The following is a 24,221-nucleotide window of genomic DNA, read 5'->3' as shown; positions in this document are numbered from 1 at the left end:
GTGACCCTTAATCGTGGAATTGGTGTTAAACGAAACCAGTTCCCCCGATCCCTGCCCGGAGAATCCGATGCGCGCCGCGCTCAAGCCGTTCCTGCTGTCTCTCTCGCTGCCCCTTTCGCTGTTTGCCGCCGCCTGTTCGGGCGGGGCGGACAAGCCGGCAGAGGAAGCGATCGTTTCCCCCATCCTCACCAGCGAGGATGCAGTGGACCCGGCAACTTTCGCCCAGCCCGAAGTGGCGCGGGTGACGCATGTGGCGCTGGACCTTGCGCTGGACTTCGCGGCGAAGACAGTGAGCGGCACCGCCACGCTGGACATTCTGGCCAAGCCCGATGCCGATACCATCGTACTCGACAGCAACGGGCTGAAGATCGCAAAGATCACCGATGAGAGCGGGGCGGACCTGCCCTTCACCGTGGGCGAGAAGGTGGAAGGCAAGGGCGAGCCGGTCACCGTCACGATCGGCAAGGCGCGCAAGATCACCATCGGCTATTCCGCCGCGCCCGATGCGGAGGCGCTGCAATGGCTGGCGCCGGAACAGACGGCGGGCGGCAAGCAGCCCTATCTCCTCAGCCAGGGGCAGGCCACGCTCAACCGCAGCTGGATTCCCACGCAGGACAGCCCGGGCATCCGCCAGAGCTGGGAAGCGCGGATCACTGCGCCCAAGCCGCTGACCGTGGTGATGTCCGCCCTGCGCGTGGGTGAGCCGGAGGATGTGGGCGATAATCGCCGCGCCTTCCGCTTCCGCATGGACAAGCCGGTGGCGCCTTACCTGATTGCCATCGCGGCGGGCGATCTGGCCTATCGCGAACTCGGCCCCCGCACCGGCGTATGGACCGAACCGTCCATGCTGGATGCCGCCGCGGCGGAGCTTTCCGATACGGAGAAGATGGTGGAAGCGGCGGAGAAGCTATACGGCCCCTATCGCTGGGGCCGCTACGAGATGATCGTGCTGCCGCCCAGCTTCCCCTATGGCGGCATGGAAAACCCCACCATGACCTTCCTGACGCCCACTTTCATCGCGGGCGACCGCAGCCTGACGGGGCTGGTGGCGCATGAACTGGCGCATAGCTGGTCGGGCAATCTGGTCACCAATGCCAACTGGTCCGACAGCTGGCTGAACGAGGGGATCACTTCCTATTTCGAAAACCGCATCGTGGAGGAACTCTACGGCACGAAGCGCGCTCAGCAGGAAGCCGCGCTGAGCTATGCCGAAATGGAAAAGGCGCTGGCCGAAGAAGGCATGAATGCGCCGATCACCGCGCTGCACCTCTCGCCGGAACTGGGCGTGCCCGATGGCGGCAATTCCGGCATCATCTATGACAAGGGCGCCACTTTCATGCGCACGGTGGAGGGCATCGTGGGGCGCGAGAAGTTCGACGCCTGGTTGCGCAACTGGTTTGACAAGCACGCCTTCCAGCCCGCCACTTCCGCCATGCTGCTGGACGATATGCGCGCCCATCTGGTGAACGGCGATGCCGAGATGGAAAAGAAGCTGATGCTGGATGACTGGGTCTACAAGCCCGGCCTGCCCTCCAACGTCCTGCGCCCGCCGGCATCCGCCTTTGCCGATGTGGACAAGGCCGCCGAAGCCTATCGCACCAGCGGCACGCCCGATGCCAAGGCATGGGGCAGCTGGACCACGGCGGAACGGCTGCGTTTCCTGTCCAAGGTTCCGGCCAAGCTGGACGCGGCAAAGCTGGCCGCGCTGGATTCCTCGCTGGGGCTTTCGAAGTCCGGCAATAAGGAAATCCTGTTCGCCTGGCTCGAACTGGCACTGAACAACCGTTACGATCCGGCAGTGCCGGCGGCGGAGAAATTCCTCTCCAGCGTGGGCCGGACCAAGTTCGTCAAACCGCTCTTTGCCGCGCTGATGAAGCAGGGCAGCTGGGGCCAGCCGATTGCCAAGCGCATCTATGCCAAGACCCGTTCGGGCTATCACGCGGTGACGCAGGGCGCGGTGGACGCAGTGGTCGGGAAGCCCGCCTGACGCCCGCCGCATTGGAATAGCTTTCCCACTCGAGCGCTTTCCCGTTGCAATGTGGGGGGTCTTGCCCCCATTTGGGAAGCACAATGCTGCGTCAGTACGAACTTGTTGAGCGGGTTAAGGATTACGCCCCGGATGCCGATGAGGCGCTGCTTAACCGCGCCTATGTCTATACCGTGCAGAAACACGGCTCGCAGAAGCGCGCCAGTGGGGACCCCTATTTCTCCCATCCGGTAGAAGTCGCCGGTTTGATGACCGACCTGAAGCTCGATCAGGAAACGATCATCACCGCGCTGCTCCACGATACGGTGGAAGATACGCTCGCCACGATCGAGGATATCGAGAAGAATTTCGGCCCCGACGTCGCCCGGCTGGTGGACGGCGTCACCAAGCTCTCCAAGATCGAGCAGATGCCCGAGGACGAGCGGGCGGCGGAAAACCTGCGCAAATTCCTCCTCGCGATGAGCGAGGATCTGCGCGTGCTGCTGGTGAAGCTGGCGGACCGGCTGCACAATATGCGCACGCTGCATTTCATCAAATCGCCCGAAAAGCGCATGCGCATCGCGCGCGAGACGATGGATATCTATGCCCCGCTGGCAGAGCGGGTGGGCATGTATGAATATATGCGCGAGATGCAGTTGCTCGCCTTCGAACAGCTGGAGCCGGAAGCCTATGCCACCATCACCGGGCGGCTGGCGCAGATCCGCAGCCAGGAAGGCGGGCAGGTCGATGACATCGCGCTGGCCATCAAGCAGGCACTGGCCGAAGCCGGACTGAAAGTGGAAGTATGGGGGCGCGAGAAGCACCCTTATTCGATCTGGAAGAAGATGGCCGAACGCCATGTGAGCTTTGAACAGATCACCGACATCATGGCCTTCCGCGTGCTGACCGAAAGCGTGGAAGACTGCTATCGCGCATTGGGCGTGCTGCACACCACCTGGCAGTTCATCCCCGGCCGCTACAAGGATTACATCTCCACGCCGAAGTCGAACGGCTATCGTTCGCTGCATACCTCGCTGATCTACGAAAATTCCATGCGCATGGAAGTGCAGGTCCGCACGCGCGAGATGCACCGGCTCAACGAATTCGGCCTGGCCGCCCACTGGGCCTACAAGCAGGGCGGCGCCCGGCCTGACGGGCAGGTGGGCTGGCTGCGCGACCTGATCGAGATCGTGGATGCCAGCCACGATGCCGACGAATTGCTCGAAAACACGAAGCTGGCGATCTATCAGGACCGCATCTTCGCCTTCACGCCCAAGGGCGCGCTGTTCCAGCTGCCCAAGGGGGCAACGCCGGTGGACTTCGCCTTTGCCGTCCATACCGATCTGGGCGCGCAGGCAGTGGGTGCCAAGATCAACGGCCGCCACATGCCGCTACGGACGGAACTGCATAATGGCGACGTGGTGGAGATCATCAAGGGCAGCCATTCCGAACCGCAGCTTTCCTGGCTGGGCTTCGTCGTCACCGGCAAGGCCCGCGCTTCCATCCGCCGCGCCGTGCGCGCCAAGGAACGCGCGGAAATCGCCTCCATCGGCCACAAATTGTTCGACCATATTGCCGACCGTCTGCCCGCCAAGATCGGCAAGAAGGCGATCCGCGCCGCGGTGGACCGGCTGGGCCTGGAGGACGAGGACGAGCTGATGTACGCCATCGGCGCGGCCAAGATCAAAGATCGCGAAGTGATGGAAGCGCTGGTGCCCGGCAGCACCGCCGACATGCCCGAGCCGGAAAAGCAGGAACGCGCGATCTCCATCCGCGGCCTGACACCGGGCGTGGGCTTCAAGATGGCCGAATGCTGCCACCCCGTGCCGGGCGACCGCATCGTGGGCCTGCGCCATCCGGGCGAAGTGGTGGAAGTCCACACGATCGACTGCCTCGAACTGGCCAGCGGCGTGGATGCGGACTGGGTGGACCTCTCATGGGGCGAACGCTCCCAAGGCGCCACCGGCCGCGTGCGCGTGGTGCTCTACAACCGCCCCGGTACTCTGGCCGAAGTGGCGGGCATCTTCGCCAAGAACCACGCCAATGTGATGAACCTCGTCCTCTCCCAGCGCGACGATCCGTTCCACACTTACGAAGTGGACCTCGAAGTGCAAGATCTGGCCCACCTGACCCGCATCCTCAGTGCCTTGCGCGCCAGCGACGCGCTGGCGGAAGCCAGCCGTATCTAGGGGGAGCAACACCTCCCCCAAACCACTTTCCTCCGCCCATCCTGAGCCTGTCGAAGGACACGCGGAACGGCTGCCTCTTGAGGCCACCTTGACTGCGCCTGGATCGAAGGCCCGCGCATGTCCTTCGACAAGCTCAGGATGAGCGGGTGTGGGTGAGTGGGACAGGCGGGTTGTCCACCCCGCCGCTATGCACTTCATCTCGTCATTGCGAGGAGCGCAGCGGCGACGCAATCCAGACCCGACGTGCAGCCGCCATGGATTGCCGCGCGGCTTTGTTGCTCGCAATGACGAACGATGGCCGCTCATCACGAACAGGCTGCGCTAAAGCAGCTCCAGCTCGATCTCGAGCAGGTCCCCTTCCTCCAGCCCTTCGGCGCGCTGAATCGCCTTCTTGACCGGCAGGAACCAGCCGCCTTCCTTCTGCGGGAAGACAGAGGTGGACCAGCGGCTGTCACCAAGGCTGACATTCACTTTCACCGACCCGAAGCCGCGCCTCTTGCCCAGCTCCAGCCGCCGCATCAGTTCATGCCCCCGGATTGCCTCCTCGGCCTCGCCAGTGATGCTGACATAGCCCAGCCCGGCAAAGTCGCCCAATTCCCAGTGGAGCAGCGGCGCTGCGAAGCGGACGATCTCGCTCATGGTTCGTCCCTTCGTCATTGCGAGCGGCAATGCCGCGAAGCAATCCACGGCCCAGCGCGCAACTGCACTGGATTGCTTCGCTTCGCTCGCAATGACGAACAGGAGATCATTGCGCCACCACCCGCCGGATGGGCACCGGCACATTGCAGATATCGGCGCCGCCCGCTGGGACCTTGTAGAAATCGTCCTGCCGGTTGGCGCGGGAATTGGCATAGTCGGCGAAGCTTCCGCTGTCGGTCGAGAGATATTCGAACCGCGGCAGATCGCGCACTTCCGCCCCGATCCGCACCGACAGGATCGGCACCCGCTTGTCCGCCTCATCGTCAGCATAGAAGCCCAACTCGCCATGCCCGCGCGGCAGGCTGGAAAGATGCTCGATCCCCTCGATCACCCTGCCCACCAGCGCGATGTTCCGGTCCAGCTGGCGCGGGGCATGGCCGATCACGACATAGAGATCGCTGCCGGTTCCGGTGCTTTCGAGATCGCGCGCGACGCCGACCATGCCGTAGCAATGGACGGGCCAGACCGAGAGCCCCAAATCCGGCCAGCTAATATCCTCGGCCTGCTGGTGAGGTTCAAGTCCCAGCGGCCAGCCGTCAAGGAAGAGCGTCCCGGTGGCGTAGACATCGGTCCCGATCGAGGTCACTACAACCCGTTCCGCATCGGTGCCCGGCTTGAGCCGCAGGTAATGCTCGGAGCTGACGGGTTCCTCATCCTCTATACGATAAGTGGTTTCCACCGAGCCAAAGGGCTGCACATACTCACTCTCTGGCACTACCTTCAGCCCATCCGGCAGGGCTTTCTCCTCCGTCACATCGCCCCACTGGACGACGTAATTGTCCTGCACCCGGTAGACGCTCGTCCCGTCCCACCAATGCGCCGCCGCCAGCTTGCGGATATTGCCGACCCAGCCCTGGCTGAACGGCGCGGGCATCAGCTGGATCACCACCCGCCGGGCATTCCCGTCGCGATCGGATGCAAGCTCCATCACCATCAGGTCAGCAGGATCGATCGCAATCCAGTCCGCCGCTGGCGCCGCCGCCACGATGGAAGTGGGCGTCACGGCCTCCTCGGCCGACGCGGGCAGGGCGAGGGCAAGCAGTGCGAGCGGGGCAAGGCGTTTCATGGGGCACAGAGTGCCATTGTCACGCGATATCCGAAAGCCAATATCCGTCCGCCCTGAGCTTGTGCAAGGGCAGCTTACCCCTGAGGCAAAGACTGTGCTTTGACAGGCTCAGCACAAGCGGAGGGCTAAACCATTTCCTCCAGCGCATGCATTGCCTCGTCCGACAGGCCGAAATGGTGCCCCACCTCGTGAATCACCACATGGGCCACCAGATGTTCCAGCGTCTCGTCCCCGCGCGCGATCCATTCGTCCAGGATCGGGCTGCGGAACAGGCGAATCCGGTCTGGCATGGTGCCGGAATGGCCGATGCTCTTCTCGCCAAGGGGCAGGCCCTCGTAAATTCCGGTCAGTTCGAACGGGTCTTCGATGCCCAGCGCAGCCAGCGTCTCGGCATCGGCAAAGTCCTCCACCCGCAGCACGATATCGCCCAGATGCACGCGAAACTGCGCCGGAAGCCGTTCCAGCGCGGCGCGGGCAAGGGCCTCCATCTCCTCGGCGGAGGGGGCAAATCCGAAGCGTCTTTCCATGGAATGTCGATTTAACGCCAAGGTGCCCATCTGCAAGCTTGCCCAACCGCGCGACCCGCGCTATCGGCCCGCCTTCCGTCAGGCATGCGGAGCGGTGGCCGAGTGGTCGAAGGCGCTCGCCTGGAAAGTGAGTATACGTCAAAAGCGTATCGAGGGTTCGAATCCCTCCCGCTCCGCCAAATACCCGACCCCGGAATCCCCCATACTCCCACGGTTTTGCGCCAGGCGCGCAAACCTGCGGGAGAGCGTTGATCAATCCGTGGTGGAGATCGGCCGGCTCTTCCCAAAGCTGAGAGGCACCCCCTCCACGTGATGCGCGCGCATTTCGGTGTCAGCGGAGAACTACGGTTTGGCCAGTTTGCGGAGGGACAGCGAGCCTGCGGCTTGAGGTTGACGCGTGGTTGTCACGAGGTTGACAGGGTCTACAGTGCCCCACTCGCAATGCCGCATGATTGGGCCATTTCTTCAGTGCCCTTCGCATCCAGCAGGTTGACAAAAAACCCCTCTCAATTTGAGTGTCAACCAGAGGTGTATTATATGGATAAATCACCTATGTCCGGATAATTTGTGGGCCTCAGCACTGGGAGATTGTCTCCCGACGCTGCTCTCACACATGCTCGAAGAGCAGGCGCTGCGCGGCCCAGTCGATTGGGACCGGCGTGGCGATGAGGTGATCGAGCGTGAGGTCGGCAGGCTGCGTCCCTTCGAGGATTGCCTGCTGGAGGTCGGGCGCGAGGAACGCGAGGCGGATGAGGCGGCGGCCATATTGGGTGCCGGGCGAGTTGCGGCAGACCGGAAGATGGCGGGTATCAAGATCGATCATCGAGTGGGCGCGCTGGAGAGCCCCGATAAGGACTGGATCGCGCCTGGTTGTCCGGATGGTACTGGAACGGATCTCGGTGCGCCCGCGGCGATTGCGGATGCGGATCGCGGCTATGAGCCGCACCGAAGATGGATCGGTAAGGTCCGCCTCGATCCGCTCGTCGGCGGTAAGCCGACCCTGGATCCCGGTGCATCTGGATTTGAGGAGAGTGAGATGGATCGCGTCCCCATGCACCTCGATCCGGCTGGGCAGGTCGAGCGCATCACTGGCGTGCTTCGGTAGCAGCCTGGCGAAGAGGAGCGCCAGCTGGCTTTCGAGCGCGTCGGCGGAGATGCGCCGGATCACGCGCTCGCCATGATCGTGTGCCGCAGGTGCACTCCTGCCCTTCTGCAGCGAGCTTGAGACATAGTAGCGGTAATACCTGCCCTGCTTGCCGCGCGAGATGGTGGGCGACATGGGCTCACCCAGGCAATCGAATATCCGCCCAGCCAGCGGAGCACGCTCTTCGGGCGTCCGTCGCTCGGCATGACGCCTGCGTCCCGTATCGAGCGCGCGCTGGACTTTGTTGAACAGCGCCTTGTCGAGGATCGGGGGGTGTTCTGCCGAGTGCAGTTTGCCCTTGTGGCGAATGAGGCCAAGATAGGTCTCGTTCCTCAGGAGGTGATAGAGCGCGCCGCGGCTGAACGGGATTCCCCCTACGATGCTGCCAGAGGCAGAGATCCAGCGTTTTGAGCGGATGCCCCTTGCATCGAGCCAGCCTTCGAGCGCGTGCACCGAGCCGAGCTTGAGATATTGACGAAAGATCAGGCGTACCGTTTCGGCCTCTTCCTCGTTCAGGGCCAAGATACGTGACTTGTCTTTAGGCAGGTCATAGCCCAGCGGAAGAATGCCGCCCATCCACATGCCCTTGGCCTTGGAGGCGGCGATCTTGTCGCGAATGCGCTCGCCGGTCACTTCGCGCTCGAACTGGGCGAAAGACAGCAGGACGTTCAAGGTGAGGCGGCCCATGCTGCTCGTGGTGTTGAAGCTCTGGGTCACGCTGACAAAGCTGACCTCGTGCTTGTCAAACAGCTCGACCATGCGCGCGAAGTCGGCGAGCGAGCGGGTGAGGCGGTCTATCTTGTAGACCACCACGACATCGACCTTGCCCGCCGCAATGTCGGAGAGGAGGTGTTGGAGAGCGGGGCGATCCATACTCCCGCCTGAATAGCCGCCGTCGTCGTAGCGCGTGGGAATCATGCGCCAGCCTTCATGTGTCTGGCTTGCTACATAAGCTTCGCTTGCTTCGCGTTGCGCATCGAGGCTGTTGAATTCCTGATCGAGGCCTTCATCGCTCGATTTGCGAGTATAGAGCGCGCAGCGGAACACCTTGCGCTTCATATTCATGGCTTGCCGCCGCGCAGGCCGAAGAACCTCGGTCCGTTCCAGCGCGTTCCTGTGATTGCAGATGCAACGGCGCTGAGGCTGGGATAGGTCTCGCCTTCCCAGTCGAACCCTCCTTCGAGGACTTCGATCTCGTAGGTCTTGCCCTGCCATTCGCGGGTAAGTGTTGTTCCCACAGCAAGGTCGATGTTGCCTGCTTCGATCATTGTCTTGCGCTTCAACTTGCGTCTCATTGAGGCATCGATCCCACCATAGGTCCGTGCCTGTAGTCGCCAGCCCAGGACAAGCCGCATCAGGTCAACCGAGCGCAGCGATGGGGGCGTTCCGAAATGCTGTGCCCACAATGCCCGCAGCTGATCGAGGTCCATAATCTCGATGGCAGCGAGCGTCTCGACAAGTCGGGCGCCGCGGTTTTGGATTGGCGATGACGCAGACCGCTGCAGCTCGCGGGATGCTGGTGTGTATTGCATCAAGAAGTCTCCCCGGTTGGATGGCCCTACCAAGGAGGCCCGCGCGAGGCGGGCTTGAGGCGACACAAGCGTCACAACAGACCAATATCCAGTATATTCTGCGTCGACAGCGGAAAAATCACGGCAGGCGATAGTGGTTGGTCCGACCGAGATGGCAGCGCACAGGCGGCTTGCGACCAGTCGCAGGGCTCCAAAAGGCACTTGCGGCGAACAGGTCGTGACAGGACTCTTAGCGGCATGGCTTCAAACCACAAACGCAATGTCCACGGCATGCATGGTGCGCTCCGCTGCGAGGCAATAACGCTAGGTGGAGACGCTTGCCGCTCGCCTGCAGTGAAAGGCAAGAAGCGTTGTCATGTTCACGGTGGTCTCGGCTCGAAGGACAAGTCCTTTGGCCGCCAGTTCGGTGATTATGCGAAGGCTGCGCTTGCGCGCGAGAAGCAGATCAACGCCCAGATCAAGAAGCTCGACAAGGTCATCAGAAAGATGGAGCGGGACGATGCCGCAGTCTGTTATGTCGATGAGTTGATGGGAGTGAGGCGGGGACTGCTGAAGATCCCGCAGCAGACGCAGGTCGAGCTCACCGCATCGCACAGCTCCTCGTCTGAAGATCGCGCCGCCGAAAGCGACGATGCCGCGAAGCTTGGCCATGCCGTTCGCCGTTCGCCTGCGCGGTATCGCACGCATGAGATAATCCACACTCGCGCACGAGGGGCAATGCTCGGTCTTGCGGTCGGAGATGCACTGGGAACTACGCTCACTGGCCGCGCCCGTGACAGCTATCGCGTGCTTACCGGTATGCTGGGCGGTGGCCCTCTTGGCCTCAGTCCCGGCGAATGGACCGGCAATACCGCCATGGCCCTGGCGCTCATGGACAGCCTGACCTTCAGGCGCTGTCTCGATGAGATCGATCTCATGGAGCGTTTTGTCGAGTGGCAGGAGGAAGGGGTCTACTCCTGCACTGGAAGTGCGATTGGTATCGGCGAGACTATGCAGGAAGCACTCGCGAGGTATCGCCAGACAGAAGATCCACTTGCAGGGCTGACCCATTCCGAGTTCGTGGATAATGGCAGCCTGGTCCGCCTTGCGCCGGTGGCGATCCGCTACTGGAACGACCCTGTAGCTCTGAGCGACGTCGCGGCGCGGCAGAGCCGAACGACTCACGGTGCGCCAGAGGCGGCTGAAGCATGCGAAGCGTTTGCGCATATCCTGGCCGATGCCATCGGCGGCATGGAGCGCCATAAGGTCTTGCGCAGGCGCTATCTGCACAATCTGCCGTCGGTCGAATTTGTCATGGAGGGCTCGTGGAAGGACAGATCCCGGGGCCAGCTATTAGGCACCAACCACTTCCTCCACACGCTTGAAGCAGCGCTGTGGTGTGTGGAGCGGTCGTCGAGTTTTGAAGAGGCCGTGCTTTGTGCCGCCAATCTGGGCGAGCAGGCGAGTGCAACTGCTGCGGTTGCCGGCCAATTGGCCGGTGCCATTTACGGCGCGTCGGCCATTCCGGGCGACTGGCTCGCCTGTCTCGCATGGCGCGAGCGCATCGCTGAGATGGCCGCCCGGCTGATCGAGCAGAGTCTGACGTCAATGACCACGAGCCAGTGAATCCTGCTGCCAAGACCGTGATGGTTATGTCGGCGCTATCATCGCTGTTCGAAAGGCCGATCGGCTAAAGCAACAGAGTAGCGCGGCGGAGTAACTACGGGCACCCTGACGAGCTTCTAGATCGTGTCGAGCGAGGGCGAATATCGCTCGTGCTCGTGAGCAGAAACATAGGTTGGAGCTATCTCGGTAAGGTAGCTTCGCGCCTCCTGTGGCAGGCCTTTCCCTGCCCTCAGGAGCTTCAGGTTTTGTGCGAAAATCGCACGTAGCCACACCGCCAGCTAGTGGAAGCGGCGCCGACTTTACATATACGGAGTATACTCTACACGAAGGCGTGCCGTTCGACTTCAAGGGGATATGGAATGCCCGAGTGCTATCTATGCGGTGCCTATATTACTTCCGGCCAGGGCTTCAGGCGATCGGTCCAGACCGGAAGTTCTACCCGTATTTACGCCACTCGGCATGGCGGAGCTTCATTCGGGGTCTATTCGGGAACACGCACCGTTTGCGCAAAATGTGCCGAATTGCTCGACCGGACCAGTTCGGGAGCGGGCAAACGCCTCTTGCTTTTCTTCCTGGGTTGGCTCCTCTCAGCATTCATTGGTTGGCAGATCCTCACGAGCAGTGCTGACGGCGCAGGTTTGATTATCGGCCTCGCCTTTCTCCTAGGCCTTCCTGTCTTCTTGTTCGGCGGGTTGCTTGAGTACCAGCGCAGGAAGCTCATTGAGGATGAGGTATTTGCAGACCCGCAAGCGCGATCAGGGCCAGACGAGAGCGCACGTCGTCCCGGCGAGACTGTGGAGGCCTGGACTGAACGGTGCCGGCCGAACATGGACCCTGGCGGGCGCCGCCTGTGGGATGCCTATGCGAAGCACTGTCCGCCCAGGGTTGGCCAATCCATGGCTGACTGGATCAAGAACTGGCCTGACTGGAATCCTGATTGGGATCCGATCAAAGAAGTAGCAGGTGAGCGCTTCAACGAAGGCGATACCCTGACGTCGTGGGCGGAGCGCATCGCCAGGAGCTTCAGTAGAGCTACCGGGAAAGACTTCGAGTTTCTGCAAGATGCCCTCCTCTCAATGGCGTTTTACGCCAAGCCGAAGGTTGGCGAGACCTATGATGCCTTCGAAGCTCGTTCAAAGGCGCGCATCGCACAGCTTCAGGCCTCGCTGGAAGCCACGGCTTCCTCATCAGCCATCCGCGCGGACGAGACGCCCTCACAATGGATCGAGCGTGTCATACTCTTGCTTACTATGATTGAGCCTGGGGTGAGCCTCGACGATCTGATTCCGACCTTCACTCGCTGGGCAAGCACCTATCCGCCGATGCAGGGAGAAACCGCGAATTCTTGGCAAGAACGGATTCAGCGGAACCTCGCCGAAGCTGCTAAAGATTCCAGGTGATTTGCGCCGGCGCTCCGGCGAGCAAACGCGGAAGGCGATGCGTCGCAAACCGTGCAACGGGCGGGCTACGGTTCATGGATTGATTTTTGATTTTAGTCTGACGGCTGATTTTTGGCCTGCAGCGAGCAGATTTCTTTGGCGCAAAACAGGTCGTGACAACACTGAAAGGGTCGGGTTCCAAAAAGAGGAGAGTCCCGATGACCCAGAATGAAGTGGATCTGACCGACGAGAGTGCAATCAGATCGCAAATGCATGATGCCCCCGGCGGCCTGCCGCCCCTTGCCGAGATGCAGTGCGATACCCGCGACGAGGAATGGGAAGAGGACCCGCCCCGGCGCAAGTCGGACAGGCAAGAGGAAGATGCCGATGAAGAGGAGGGGGCGCCCAACTTTGATGAGATCAAGTTCCGCCATCTGCGACTGCTCGAGAAGCTTATTGCCCTGACGCACCCGCTTGCCTGCGAGTACCTGAGGACCGCGCTGGAAGTGTCGGCTGATGCTCCGGGGCGAGAGCGGGTGATCAATACCGGTTGCAAGCTGGTTGGCTCGACCAACCAGCTCGTCGGCACTTCCTGCCGTCTGCGCGAAGGCTGAGCCATGGCTAGCGATCATGTCCGCAATGTAGGTCCGATGCAGCGAGCGCGGCGATGCCAGCGGATCAAGCGCAACGGCGAACGCTGTCGCGCGCCTGCGATCACGGGCCGCGGGCTATGTCGCAGCCATGGGGGCAAGGCCGGCGCCCCCAAAGGCAACCGCAACGCGCTCAAGCATGGGCTCTACACAGGCGCGGCACGCGAGCGGGACCGCAGGGCGCGAGCGCTGCTCAGGCAGATCCGGGAGGTGCTTGAAGCACTGGAAGAGGAGATGCAGGGCATAAGACCGGAATAATCTTCAGCCTTTCCAGACAGTCGTTGACTGCCTGCGATTAGTATGCGGACAGACTGGACGATGAGAACCAGCACAAGCCATCCGCTCCAGATCGCCGCCATCGAGCCTGCAGAAGAGCATGGCCTTGTCGGCCTGACCTTCTGCCCGGGCAAGGTCCAGCAAGGCGCCATGACCGGTTCATGGAACCGCGATCTTGGCATGGATCTCGATGCCATCTGCGCATGGAATGCCAGCGTGGTGGTCACGCTGGTCGAAGAGCATGAGCTGGCTCAGCTCCAGGTGCCGCAGCTGGGTTCAGAAGTGCTGGCCCGCCATATGGACTGGTATCACCTGCCGATTGCAGACCGCTCCATCCCCGATGCAGCCTTTGAGGATGCATGGAAGAGCGCCGGGCCCGCTCTGCGTCAGCGCCTGCGATCAGGCGCCAATGTGCTGGTCCACTGCATGGGCGGGCTCGGCCGGGCCGGGACCATTGCCTCGCGGCTGCTGGTCGAACTGGGCTGGAACCCGGCCGAGGCAGTAGGCCAAGTCCGTCAGGTCCGCCCCGGGGCCATCGAGACGCAGGGTCAGACGGATTACGTGCTTTCCCTTGAGGATGTTCCTCTGGCTGCTCCGGACACTTCGCTGGATGCCATCCGGACCCGTGCCATGGGCGCAATGCTCGGTCTTGCTGTCGGCGACGCACTGGGAACCACGCTCGAGTTCCATCCCCGGGACAGCTATCCCCGGCTGATGGACATGGTAGGTGGCGGTCCTTTCGGGCTGGAGCCCGGGGTCTGGACCGATGATACCTCCATGGCCCTTGCTCTGGCAGAGAGCCTTGCTGATTGCGGCGGCCTCGATGAGGCCGATCTGATGCAGCGCTTGGTCCGCTGGCATGAGCTGGGCGAGTATTCCCCGACCGGCAGCTGCTTCGATATCGGGATCACCGTGCGGCAGGCCCTCGCGCGCTTCAAGGCGAGTGGTAATCCCCAATCGGGTTCAACCGATCCGCTCAGTGCAGGCAATGGCAGCCTGATGCGCCTTGCCCCTGTCGCGATCCGCTACTGGAATGACCGGGCAGCCCTGCGCGATGCAGCAGCACGCCAGAGCCGCACTACTCATGGCGCGGTCGAAGCCGTCGATGCCTGTGTCGCCTATGCTGAGCTTCTCGCCGATGCCATTGCAGGAAAGCCTGCCAGCGAGGTGCTGCAGGCCAGAAGTGACGATCTTGCCGGCAATATTGCGTCTATCCTTGCCGGATCGTGGCGGGGCAAGCATCGCGATACAATCCGTGCGAGCGGCTATGTCGCCCATTCCCTCGAAGCCTCGCTCTGGAGCATCTCCCGTTCGGGCACTTATGCGGAAGCCGTGCTCACGGCCGCCAATCTGGGCGAGGATGCAGATACCACCGCTGCCATCACCGGCCAGCTGGCAGGTGCGCTCCATGGAGTGGGAGCCATTCCGCCCGACTGGCTCGACCGGCTTGCATGGCGCGACAGGCTCGAGGCTGCAGCGACCCGTCTGTTCGAGGCGAGTATCGAATGAGTACTGCTACCCCTGTTACTGCATGGGAGCAGGCGCTGGCGGCGTTTGAAGCGGCTCGCCTGCGCCATGAGCAGTTCCTTGCCGCTATCCTCGATCCTGCCGTGCGCGCGGCACAGGCGCAGGGCCTTGGGCTAACGCCGCAGCTCAGCGCCCTCGAAGATGAGGGCAACGAGCTGTGTGGTTCCCGCTACGATGCCCTGCACGTACTGGCCGCTGCTCCCGCGCCCGATCTTCCTGCCTTGCTGGTCAAGTTGCGGCACGTCTACCAAGAGGCGCTGCGCCATGAGGATTCCCATGGCATGGCAGGCGCTATCCTGGCCGATCTCGAACGGCTCTTGAGCTAGGTCAGCAGCAGCTCATGCGGATCGACCTTGAGCACCTGTGCCAGCTTCTCGACCATGTCGAGCGAGGGGGAGTAACGTTTGCGCTCGAGAGAACTGACATAGGTGCGGTCGATCCCGGCGAGGTCAGCCAGTGCCTCCTGCGAAAGCCCTCGCTCGGTCCTTAACCGGCGCAAATTCTGAGCAAAGATCTCCCGGAGCCGCATGGCGATCATGTGGCAGGGGCAGCGACTTTACATCCACGGAGTATACTCTACATTTGAACGTGGACTTGTTGGGGGTGATGATGGACGAACCGGACAACGCAACGCAGTTGCGTCGAGTAAAAACGCTGCTGTGCTTCGCACTCGGATTATGTGGGGTTCTTATCCTGGTGTTGCTCGTGATGATCGCACAATTGCGGAACATCAGCGACGCAGGCGCCTCAGATGACGTCTACACAGACCAATCCGAGCCAGTCGAAGCGGAACTGCCTATCATAGAAGAGCCGATAATAGACGAGGCAGTCCCTAACGTTCCAGACGTAGTGTCAGGCAGCACGATCTTTGATACCTCCGCGAACCTTGCACACGAGGCGTATTACGCACCGGAAGGTCGCTGCTATGTCTTGTTCGCGAAAAGTACAGGCCAACTCTTGCGTGCTATCGAAGACGACTTGGGTCGTCGCGTGGAAAGCCACGAAGCATTCCCGGATGGAATGATTGTCAATTTTCAAGGTGGTGCAAGGATTGCGGTCTGGATGCGGGGAATTGACTGCAAGGATCCCCAATACGATCCGTTTGATCGCGGTTCTGGCGTTTCGCAGTGAGCTGAAATGCCAGAACCGTTGAGGAGGCCCGCAACCTGACTGCAGCCGCCGACATAGCGGTCGTTCGAAGCCATGCCTGGGATCCCTGAAAGCTGCCATCGGTTCAGCCTGACTGATCGACCGGCTTCAGATGCTAGAATTCTCGACGTGGAGGGCTTGAATGTTGTGGCGAGCAGACAGGTGAGTGATTGCGCCGACATGTGCCCAACCCGCGCGTGGGATCGCTCTACATGATCCGTTTCGCCGCGCCGGAATTCACGTCCCTCTGTCCTGTGACCGGCCGGCCCGATTTCGCGCATCTGGTGATCGATTATGCACCGGGGGAAACCATCGTCGAATCGAAGAGCCTCAAGCTGTTCCTCGGCTCCTTCCGCAACCATGCCGGTTTTCACGAAGATGTGACCGTGGGCATAGGCCAGCGGCTGGTGGAAGAGATGAAGCCGGTGTCGCTGCGCATCGGCGGCTATTGGTATCCGCGCGGCGGCATTCTCATCGACGTCTTCTGGCAGACCGGCGCGGCACCTGAAGGGCTGTGGGTGCCCGATCAGGGTGTGGCATCCTATCGCGGGCGGGGCTAGGCCAACCTAGGCTGAAGCCGCCGCCTGCCGCGCCCAGTTGACGATGGCGCTGGCGGGCATGGCCCCCGATTGTCGGACGATTTCGCGCCCCTTGCGGATCAGGACCATCGTCGGGATGGACTGAATGCCATAACCGGCCGCCAATGCCTGCTCCGCCTCCGTATCCAGCTTGCCCAGTCACATTGCCGGTTCCAGCTGGTCCGCCGCCGTATGGAAGGCAGGCACCATCTGGCGGCACGGGCCGCACCAGCTCGCCCAGAAATCCACCAGCAGGGGAATATCGCTGCGCGCAGCATGGGCATCGAAATTCGCGGCGGTCAGCGTTACCAGCGTGCTCGTGAACAGCGCGCCGGGGCACTTCCCGCATTTGCCGCCCGCACCCAGTTTCTCACACGGAACCCGGTTGAGCGCGCTGCAATTGGGACAGGCAATAATCATCGCATCGGACATGGGATCACCTCTTTGTCCGAAGAGAGGAAGCGCGTTCCGGATGGAAAGAGAAGGAATGGCAGAGCGCGTAGTTTCATCCTTGGCGCCGCGTCGGAAGCGCGAGAATGCCGCAAAGACTGGCCGATAATCCCCACCATGTCGTAAGAGGATTGCGTCTGGAGGGGCACGCCGCCATGAATCACGCGATTGCAGAAGCGCACGACTTTCTTCCTGCAGAGCCGCTGGGCGGTGATCTGCCTGCCATGCGGCCGGCTCATGCTGTTCCGTTCTGGTTGGCTAACCTTGCGGTATGGGTGTTCATTTCCCTTCTGGGCGTTTCAACCCGCACGTTGTTTTTCGGAAATTTCACCGATGCGCTGGTGGTGACGCTGGCGCTCGACGCCATCGGGTTTGCGCTGACAACTCTGGCGCATGAAGTCCTCCGGCGCAGGCCGCGACCTCATTTCCCCGCCATGGGCGTTGTGCTGCTGGTGGTGCTTGCCTCGATCGGTGGCGGCGCAGTGGAGATGCTGGCGGCGGAGGGGCTGCGGGGGCTTTCTTTCTCAACGGGGGAATTCCAGCAAGCCTATGGCGGCAGGATCGTGCCGCTGCTTTACTACATGGCTATCTTCATGGGCTGGGCGCTGGGCTATTTCTGGCTGACGGCTGATGTTGCCGCGCGCACCGAGCAATTGCATCGCAGCGAAGCGCAGTCAGCGGCGACCCGCGCGGAATTGCAGCAATTGAAAGTGCAACTCGATCCGCATTTCCTCTTCAACGCACTCAATACGCTGACCGCCGAAATTCCCGAACGCCCCGATGTGGCGCTGGAAATGGTGCACGGTATTTCCGCCTATATGCGCTATTGCCTTGATCACCGCGACAGGTCGGCCTGCGCACTTGCCAGCGAAATCGAGGCTACAAGGGCCTATCTGCGCATCCAGGAACTACGCTTCGATGCCGCGCTGACCTGTGGAGTGGACCTTGACCCCGAGGCCGCGGATTTTCCGGTGCCGCATCTCATCCTGCAAGGGCTGCTCGAAAATGCCGTTAAACATGGCCTGCGTCCGACGACTGGCGCGCCGCTGCGTATCCATGTTGGCGCGCAACTGCGCAACGGGGTTCTGGAAGTCTTGGTTAGCAATCCGGGGAAATACGCGCCCGGACAGGAAATGTTGGGCGGGCTGGGGCTGATCAATATCAGGCGCCGGCTGGAGCTGCATTATCCGGGCCGCCACCATTTTTCGATTACTCAAGAAGAAGATCGCGTGGTCGCACGCATGATTTTGCAGGGTGCGCCATGTTTCGCGTGATGTTGGTGGATGACGAGCCCCCGGCACGGCGTAGCCTGCGCCGTCTGCTTGGCGCCCATGAGGACATGGATATCGCCGGGGAGGCGGGCAGTTTGGCCGAAGCCCGGTTGCGCCTTCCGGAATTGAAGCCCGATCTGATTTTTCTGGATGTCGAATTGGGCGACGGAAAGGGGCTGGAGATGCTCGGAGCAGAAGCTTCCCAGCCAGAAGTCATCTTCGTCACGGCCTATAGTCGCTATGCCGTGGATGCTTTCGATGTGGCGGCGGCGGATTTTCTAGTGAAGCCGGTCGAACCCCAGCGCCTTTCATTGGCGCTGCAGCGTCTGCGCGAAAGGCGGAGCCTGCAGGCTGCTCCTGAGCCGCGTCTTCGCATCCATTTGCCCGGCCAGCACTTCCACATCCCCCATGATCGCTTGCTTGCCCTGACGGCGGAGGGAGATTTCACTCGTATCGCCCTGTTGGATGGCAAGGACCTTCTGGTCTGCCGTCTGCTTGGCCAGTTCGAGGCAGAACTTTCGGCCCCTTCCTTCCGCCGCCTCAGCCGCTCGCTGATCGTCAACATGGATCAGGTGAGGCGGGTTGAGACCTTGCAAGGTGGCCGCGCCCGCCTGATTCTCGGGGAGCAAGGCCACGCCGTCATGCTCGGCCGCACGGCTTTGCGGCGTTTCAGGGACCAACAGGCCTGATTGTTCGATCGCTTGAATATTATTAGGTGCGCGCGCGGATTCATCGAGCCCTTTGGCAGCTTCATCGACTGCGCGTTGACGGAAATGTAACCAATTCCCTAACCCCTGTGGGCAATAGGAAATCTCCAGTTTTCGGCGGTTTTCTGGACCGATTGGCAATGTTTCAATGAAACCAGATGAGTGAACCCTTCATAGATTTGCTCGGATTTCCGTAAATGTCCGCCTCTGCGCGTGGCGGAGGGCATCGTCTGGACACCTATTCCTGATGCGAGGCTGTGGTGGTGCGCCCGACTGCCCGCTCTATCGCTCGTGTTTATTCCGAACCTCCCTTTCCAAGCGTCCTTGAAGGTGTCGAACATGCTCGCCATTATGAGAGCGAACCCGCTTGCCCAGCGCCCAGGTAGTACATTCTCTCGCCGCGCCCGAATATTGCTCACTTGCACGGCGCTGGTCGCCCTGCCTTGCACCCCGGCGCTTGCCCAATCGCAAGTGACCTTGCCGCAGGCAGGCAGCGTTATTGCGGGGGCAGCGACCATCTCTTCCGGCCATAACGCACTGAGCATTCACCAGAGTTCGGCCAATGCAATCATCAACTGGAACTCCTTCTCCATCGGACAAGGCGGTTCGGTCAGTTTCGAGAATGGCACAGGCGCGACGCTCAACCGCGTAACCGGTTTTTCCCCCTCTTCGATCGACGGCTCGCTCAGCGCGACGGGCAGCATCTATCTGGTCAATCCGAACGGCGTCACCATCGGTTCTACCGGGCGGGTGGTGACAGGCGGCAGCTTCATTGCTTCCACGCAAGACCTTGCGGATTCGGGTTTCATGGCTGGCGGCGATTTGCTCTTTACCGGCCGGAGCGAGGCTGCGGTGATCAATCGGGGCCGGATTGGCGCGTTGGGTGGCGATGTCGCCCTGATCGCCCGTAAGGTGGAGAATTCCGGCACTATCGAGGCGCGGGCCGGGACCGCTGCTCTGGCGGCAGGCTATGAAGTACTGGTCCGCGATGCCGCGCTTTCCGACGGCAAATTTGTGGTGAAGGCCGGCGGCGCGGATACCGAGGCAAAGGCCAGTGGCGCGATCCTTGCCGCCGATGTCGAATTGCGAGCCAATGGCGGCAATATCTATGCGCTGGCCGGCAATACGCAGGGTTTGATCAAGGCCACCGGTATAGCCAGCCGTGGCGGGCGCATTTTCCTGACGGCAAGCGGCGGCGAAGCGAAAGTGGCGGGCCTGCTGGACGCCTCGCGCACCAGCGATACGGGCGGCACGATCGTGATTGAAGGCGATGCCATAGCTCTCGAGGCGGGCGCCACTCTTAACGCATCCGGCGCTATGGGCGGCCTCATTCTCGTCGGTGGCGACTATCAGGGTGGTCAGGACGCATCGGCGAATTTCCTCGACAATGCGGTCCGCGCCGCCACCACCGTCAATGTCGCTGCCGGGGCGCGGCTTTTGGCCGATGGCTCCAGCGGGTCGGGCGGCACGGCGGTGGTCTGGTCGGACGAGGGAACCCGCTTCGCAGGCTCGATCTCCGCCACCGGTTCGGGCGCGGGGGCGAGGGGAGGCTTTGCGGAAGTTTCTGGCAAGCAGGTACTCGATTATACGGGCAGTGCCGATCTGCGCAGCGACGGTGGCAGCTTCGGCACGCTGCTGCTAGATCCTTACAATCTCACGATTTCCAGTGGTTCCAGCAGCAATGTCTCCGGTTTTGCTGCGACCGGCAATAACAGCGTGTTGAACGTCAACACGCTGACCAACGCGCTGGCCACCGCCAATGTGATTGTCACGACTGGCAGCGCCGGCAGCCAGGCTGGAAACATCACCGTAGCTACGCCGATTTCCTGGAGTGCGAACAGCACTCTTACTCTGGCGGCAGCCGGCGATGTGATCATCGCGCGCGACATTACCGCCACAGGGGCAGGAGCCGGGCTGGTTATCACTCATGGTTCCGGCAAGGGTTACAGCCTGACGGACGGCGCCCGCATCAGCCTGTCCGGCGCCTCGGCCAACCTGTCGATCGACGGACAGGCTTATACATTGATACACGATGCCACCCAGCTTCAGAACATCGGCAGCTCCGGCTATTATGCGCTGGCAGGAGACATCGATGCATCGGCTACCGCAGGCTGGAACGACGGCACTGGCTTCGTGCCCATCGAAACTTTCAGCGGCACTTTTGCAGGGCTGGGGCATTTCATTGATCGGCTGACCATCGACCAGTCCGATACAACCGGCTTTATCGGCCTGTTCGGCTCCCTCGAATCCGCGCAGGTGCGTGACCTTACGCTGGCCAATGTCGCTATCCACGTACCCGATGCGCAGCGCGTCGGGGCATTGGTGGGCAGCGCGTGGGAATCCACCCTCAGCAATATTCATGTAACTGGCAGCATCAACGCATATGGGGAAGTCGGCGGCATTTCAGGCTGGCTGGGCTACAGCACGATAACCGGTTCCTCCTCCTCTGCCAGCGTAACGGCTACGCATGAGGAGGCAGGCGGGCTGGTGGGGCGGGCCTATTACGAAGGCGCCATTTCCAATTCCTACGCCACCGGTTCGGTATCCAGTTCAGCACAAGCGGGCGGGTTGATCGGGAGTATTGACGATGCGAGCCCGATCAGCCTGACCAATGTCTATGCCAGCGGGAGCGTGACCGGCACATCGGCCACGGGCGGGCTGATCGGCATAGTGGCCAGTTCCAGCCCCATTTCTGCCGCTATCAGTCTGACCAACGCTTATTGGGATGCGGCCAGTTCCGGCATAGCCGCCGCAATCGGCAGCGCCGATGCGAATAGCGGGATAGACGGATCGGCAGTCGATATCAGCGGAGTTTCCCGTTCGCAGGCGAGCTATACCGGCTTCGACTTCACCGGGACCTGGGTGATGATCGATGGCGACACGCGCCCGATGCTGCGGAACGAACATTCCAGTGTGATCGCCACCGATGCGGCCTTGCAACTGATTTCGATGGATCTTGGCGGAACTTATCGGTTGGGCACCGATTTGGACCTGACTGGCGCCTTCACCGCAAATGGCAACGGCTCGTATAGCGGCATCTGGGGCGCTTCCGGCTTTGTCCCGCTGGGTAACACCACCACTCGCTTCACCGGAACGCTGGATGGGCAGGGGCATACGATCACCGGCCTTACCATCAATCGTGCCTCCACCAGCTATGTCGGCCTGTTTGGCTTTACCAACGGCGCCAATATCCGCGATCTGGGGCTGGTCGGTGGTGAGATCCGGGGGCTTTCCTATGTCGGTGGGCTTGCGGGCAGTACCATGGGCGGGACGATCAGCAACGTCTATAATACTGGAGATGTGACTGCGGCCATCACCGGTGCCGGGCTGGTCTACGCCTTTGCCGGCGGGCTGATCGGTTCCAACCAATCGAGCGCGATCAAATCATCCTACGCCACCGGGATGATCACTGCGAGCGGTGCCGATGTGGGCGGTCTGGTGGGCAGCAATGCGACAGCCGCCAGCATCACGGACAGCTACGCCACGGGTGCCGTATCCACCAGCGCCAGCTTCGCCGTGGGCGGTCTCGCCGGGATCAATGCCGGGACGATCAGCGGTTCCCATGCCACGGGTAGGGTGACCGGCGGCGGCGCCGTGATCGGCGGTATTGGCGGCCTTGTCGGCACCAATGCCAATGGAGGTACGATCACGCTCAGCTATGCCACTGGGGCCGTCACCGGTTCTGCCAGCGTAGGGGGGCTCGTCGGCAACAATAGCTATGGCGATGTCTCCCAATCCTTTGCTACCGGAGCTGTTAACGGCTCGTCCAGTGTGGGCGGACTGATCGGCACGAATTCTCTGAATTCGACCTATGCCACTTCCGTCACCAACAATTACGCGACCGGATCGGTAACGGGCTCGTCCAGTCTCGGCGGTCTGATCGGCACGAATTACATCAATTCCGGCGCGACCGGCGGGGTGGCAAACAATTACGCCTCCGGCAAGGTCAACGGCACTTCCTCGGCAGGCGGTCTGATCGGCAGCAATTCCGACCTCGTCGGCGGTGCGGTAAAGGCCAATTTCTGGAACAAGACCACCAGCGGAAAAACCTCCGGGATCGGCGCCGGCACGGCCGGCAACGCCACCGGGCTGACAACATCCGAGATGATGAATCTCGATCCCTTCACCGAGGCCGGCTGGAGCATAGACGACGAAGGGGGAACATCGTCGCTCTGGCGCATATATGAAGGCAACACCGCCCCATTGCTGCGCGGCTTCATGACCGGCCTCACCATTACCGGCGGCGACGGCACGAAATCCTATGACGCAACCACGACCTCCAGCGATGTCGGCACGTTGGTCTACGATCCGGCAGGCCACGATCCGACGCTGATCCTGGGTACGGCGACCTACATTGCTTCTGGCGCGAATGCCGGCAGCTATTCAGGCGCTGACCTCGTCCTGTCGGGCCTCTATTCCGGTCAGCTCGGCTATGACATCAGCTTGAACGCCGGGACGCTCACCATCGATCCCGCATCCTTGACGATAACTGCGGATGCCAAGTCGATGACCTATGGCGACGCCACTCCTGACCTGACATACACGCTGACCAGCGGCCAGCTTTACGGCAACGACACACTCTCTGGCACGCTCGCCAGCAGCGTGAACTCGTCTTCCGATGTCGGCGATTATGCCATCACTAAAGGCACACTGGCGGCCTCCTCCAATTATGCGATCACTTATGCTGGCGCGAATGTGAAGGTCACGCCTGCGACGCTGATTGTGACGGCTGGCGATGCGAGCATGGTCTATGGCGATGCGGTACCGGGCATTGGCTATTCGGTTTCGGGGTGGAAGAACGGCCAGACCGATACGCTGCTCTCTGGCGTCCTGACATCGACGGATGCCACCTCCGCTTCGGATGTCGGCACGGGCTATACCACCAGCGCCTCAGGAGGTGTGCTCTCCGGTGCGGCTAGCGGGAACTACGTCTTCTCCTATGTCGACGGCGCCTTGAGCGTCACGCCTGCGACGCTGATTGTGACGGCTGGCGATGCGAGCATGGTCTATGGCGATGCGGTACCGGGCATTGGCTATTCGGTTTCGGGGTGGAAGAACGGCCAGACCGATGCGCTGCTCTCTGGCGTCCTGACATCGACGGATGCCACCTCCGCTTCGGATGTCGGCACGGGCTATACCACCAGCGCCTCAGGAGGTGTGCTCTCCGGTGCGGCTAGCGGGAACTACGTCTTCTCCTATGTCGACGGCGCCTTTGCCGTTCTGCCGCGCGCCACTCCAGAAGTTCCCGATCCGGTGGCGGGGCCATTTCTGGAGAGCAGGTTGCGGGATGAGTGGGTGATCGCCCGCCATGCTTCGCGCACGTTGAAACTCCTGCTTCCCGATGACTTGGCCACGCCGGGGAACATTGTGTTTCGCGGCGGCTGCACCGCCCAATTTTGGAGTGCCTGCGCATTCCGTCCCCATCCAGACAACCTGCCTCGCGGCGGATCGATCAGGGTTTCAGTTGAGCCATGACCATGCCTGTTTTCCCTAAATCCGCTGTGCT

Annotated in this window: 17 protein-coding genes, 1 tRNA gene and 2 pseudogenes; 13 read left to right on the top strand and 7 right to left on the bottom strand. The window is 61.7% G+C overall.

Features of this window, described 5'->3' with window-relative positions:
* The first annotated feature begins 67 nt into the window (after positions 1-67).
* A complete protein-coding gene (locus tag SZ64_RS10575; protein ID WP_054530792.1) occupies positions 68-1,987 on the top strand; it encodes a M1 family metallopeptidase in 1,920 nt (639 codons plus the stop codon).
* An 83-nt stretch (positions 1,988-2,070) separates the two neighbouring features.
* Positions 2,071-4,155: a bifunctional (p)ppGpp synthetase/guanosine-3',5'-bis(diphosphate) 3'-pyrophosphohydrolase gene (locus SZ64_RS10570; protein WP_054530791.1), complete on the top strand. Its 2,085-nt coding sequence runs from the start codon at positions 2,071-2,073 to the stop codon at positions 4,153-4,155.
* A 321-nt stretch (positions 4,156-4,476) separates the two neighbouring features.
* Here SZ64_RS10570 and SZ64_RS18610 read toward each other — a convergent pair whose 3' ends face one another.
* From SZ64_RS18610 to SZ64_RS10555, 3 genes are all read right to left on the bottom strand, one after another.
* On the bottom strand, positions 4,477-4,794 hold the full coding sequence (locus SZ64_RS18610; protein WP_156313616.1) for a DUF1905 domain-containing protein: 318 nt from the start codon (positions 4,792-4,794) through the stop codon (positions 4,477-4,479).
* Between the two features lie 106 nt (positions 4,795-4,900).
* Positions 4,901-5,920: a peptidylprolyl isomerase gene (locus tag SZ64_RS10560; protein ID WP_054530789.1), complete on the bottom strand. Its 1,020-nt coding sequence runs from the start codon at positions 5,918-5,920 to the stop codon at positions 4,901-4,903.
* 125 nt (positions 5,921-6,045) lie between these two features.
* The gene (locus SZ64_RS10555) at positions 6,046-6,447 is read right to left on the bottom strand and encodes a metallopeptidase family protein (RefSeq protein WP_054530788.1); all 402 of its coding nucleotides are present in this window, start codon (positions 6,445-6,447) and stop codon (positions 6,046-6,048) included.
* Positions 6,448-6,535: 88 nt separating this feature from the next.
* Here SZ64_RS10555 and SZ64_RS10550 point away from each other — a divergent pair.
* Positions 6,536-6,626 (top strand) — tRNA-Ser (locus SZ64_RS10550).
* A 428-nt stretch (positions 6,627-7,054) separates the two neighbouring features.
* Here the strand turns inward: SZ64_RS10550 and SZ64_RS10545 are convergent.
* Both SZ64_RS10545 and SZ64_RS10540 read right to left on the bottom strand, forming a co-directional pair.
* Complete coding sequence (locus SZ64_RS10545) at positions 7,055-8,656, bottom strand: recombinase family protein (protein ID WP_199797073.1); 1,602 nt, start codon at positions 8,654-8,656, stop codon at positions 7,055-7,057.
* The gene (locus SZ64_RS10540) at positions 8,653-9,123 is read right to left on the bottom strand and encodes a DUF2924 domain-containing protein (RefSeq protein ID WP_082384543.1); all 471 of its coding nucleotides are present in this window, start codon (positions 9,121-9,123) and stop codon (positions 8,653-8,655) included. The genes SZ64_RS10545 and SZ64_RS10540 overlap by 4 nt, the downstream gene beginning before the upstream one ends.
* A gap of 237 nt (positions 9,124-9,360) precedes the next feature.
* Here SZ64_RS10540 and SZ64_RS10535 point away from each other — a divergent pair, with 237 nt between their 5' ends.
* The 5 genes from SZ64_RS10535 to SZ64_RS10510 all read left to right on the top strand — a co-directional run bounded on the left by SZ64_RS10535 (position 9,361) and on the right by SZ64_RS10510 (position 14,886).
* A complete protein-coding gene (locus SZ64_RS10535; RefSeq protein WP_082384542.1) occupies positions 9,361-10,728 on the top strand; it encodes an ADP-ribosylglycohydrolase family protein in 1,368 nt (455 codons plus the stop codon).
* A 521-nt stretch (positions 10,729-11,249) separates the two neighbouring features.
* A complete protein-coding gene (locus tag SZ64_RS10530) occupies positions 11,250-12,128 on the top strand; it encodes a hypothetical protein (RefSeq protein ID WP_054530784.1) in 879 nt (292 codons plus the stop codon).
* Positions 12,129-12,325: 197 nt separating this feature from the next.
* Positions 12,326-12,721 (top strand): hypothetical protein, encoded by a 396-nt coding sequence (locus tag SZ64_RS10525; RefSeq protein ID WP_054530783.1) that lies wholly within the window; start codon positions 12,326-12,328, stop codon positions 12,719-12,721.
* A 354-nt stretch (positions 12,722-13,075) separates the two neighbouring features.
* Positions 13,076-14,542, top strand: a complete 1,467-nt coding sequence (locus tag SZ64_RS10515; protein ID WP_054530781.1) for an ADP-ribosylglycohydrolase family protein — start codon at positions 13,076-13,078, stop codon at positions 14,540-14,542.
* Complete coding sequence (locus tag SZ64_RS10510; protein ID WP_054530780.1) at positions 14,539-14,886, top strand: hypothetical protein; 348 nt, start codon at positions 14,539-14,541, stop codon at positions 14,884-14,886. Before SZ64_RS10515 ends, SZ64_RS10510 begins: the two co-directional genes overlap by 4 nt.
* Here the strand turns inward: SZ64_RS10510 and SZ64_RS10505 are convergent.
* Positions 14,883-15,059, bottom strand: a complete 177-nt coding sequence (locus tag SZ64_RS10505) for a helix-turn-helix transcriptional regulator (protein WP_241773023.1) — start codon at positions 15,057-15,059, stop codon at positions 14,883-14,885. The two genes, SZ64_RS10510 and SZ64_RS10505, sit on opposite strands and share 4 nt — an antisense overlap.
* A 107-nt stretch (positions 15,060-15,166) precedes the next feature.
* On the opposite strand from SZ64_RS10505, the gene SZ64_RS10500 reads away from it, so the two are divergent.
* Positions 15,167-15,691 (top strand): hypothetical protein, encoded by a 525-nt coding sequence (locus SZ64_RS10500; protein WP_156313614.1) that lies wholly within the window; start codon positions 15,167-15,169, stop codon positions 15,689-15,691.
* A 197-nt stretch (positions 15,692-15,888) separates the two neighbouring features.
* Positions 15,889-16,269, top strand: a pseudogene (gene queF / locus SZ64_RS10495) (preQ(1) synthase); the annotation flags it as partial.
* 6 nt (positions 16,270-16,275) lie between these two features.
* Here the strand turns inward: queF and trxC are convergent.
* A pseudogene (trxC, locus tag SZ64_RS10490) lies at positions 16,276-16,719 on the bottom strand (thioredoxin TrxC).
* Positions 16,720-16,892: 173 nt separating this feature from the next.
* On the opposite strand from trxC, the gene SZ64_RS10485 reads away from it, so the two are divergent.
* The 3 genes from SZ64_RS10485 to SZ64_RS10475 all read left to right on the top strand — a co-directional run bounded on the left by SZ64_RS10485 (position 16,893) and on the right by SZ64_RS10475 (position 24,190).
* Positions 16,893-18,011, top strand: a complete 1,119-nt coding sequence (locus tag SZ64_RS10485; RefSeq protein ID WP_054530777.1) for a histidine kinase — start codon at positions 16,893-16,895, stop codon at positions 18,009-18,011.
* Positions 17,999-18,697, top strand: coding sequence for a LytTR family DNA-binding domain-containing protein (locus SZ64_RS10480; protein WP_054530776.1), 699 nt, complete (start codon positions 17,999-18,001; stop codon positions 18,695-18,697). Before SZ64_RS10485 ends, SZ64_RS10480 begins: the two co-directional genes overlap by 13 nt.
* Positions 18,698-19,066: 369 nt before the next feature.
* Entirely contained in the window at positions 19,067-24,190 is a 5,124-nt protein-coding gene (locus tag SZ64_RS10475; RefSeq protein ID WP_206742909.1) for an MBG domain-containing protein, read from the top strand.
* The last annotated feature ends 31 nt before the right edge of the window (positions 24,191-24,221 follow it).

It is taken from the genome of Erythrobacter sp. SG61-1L (assembly GCF_001305965.1).
Taxonomy (GTDB): Bacteria; Pseudomonadota; Alphaproteobacteria; order Sphingomonadales; family Sphingomonadaceae; genus Andeanibacterium.
Note: the sequence above shows the minus strand (reverse complement) of the source record. Positions and strands in the feature narration are given on the sequence as shown.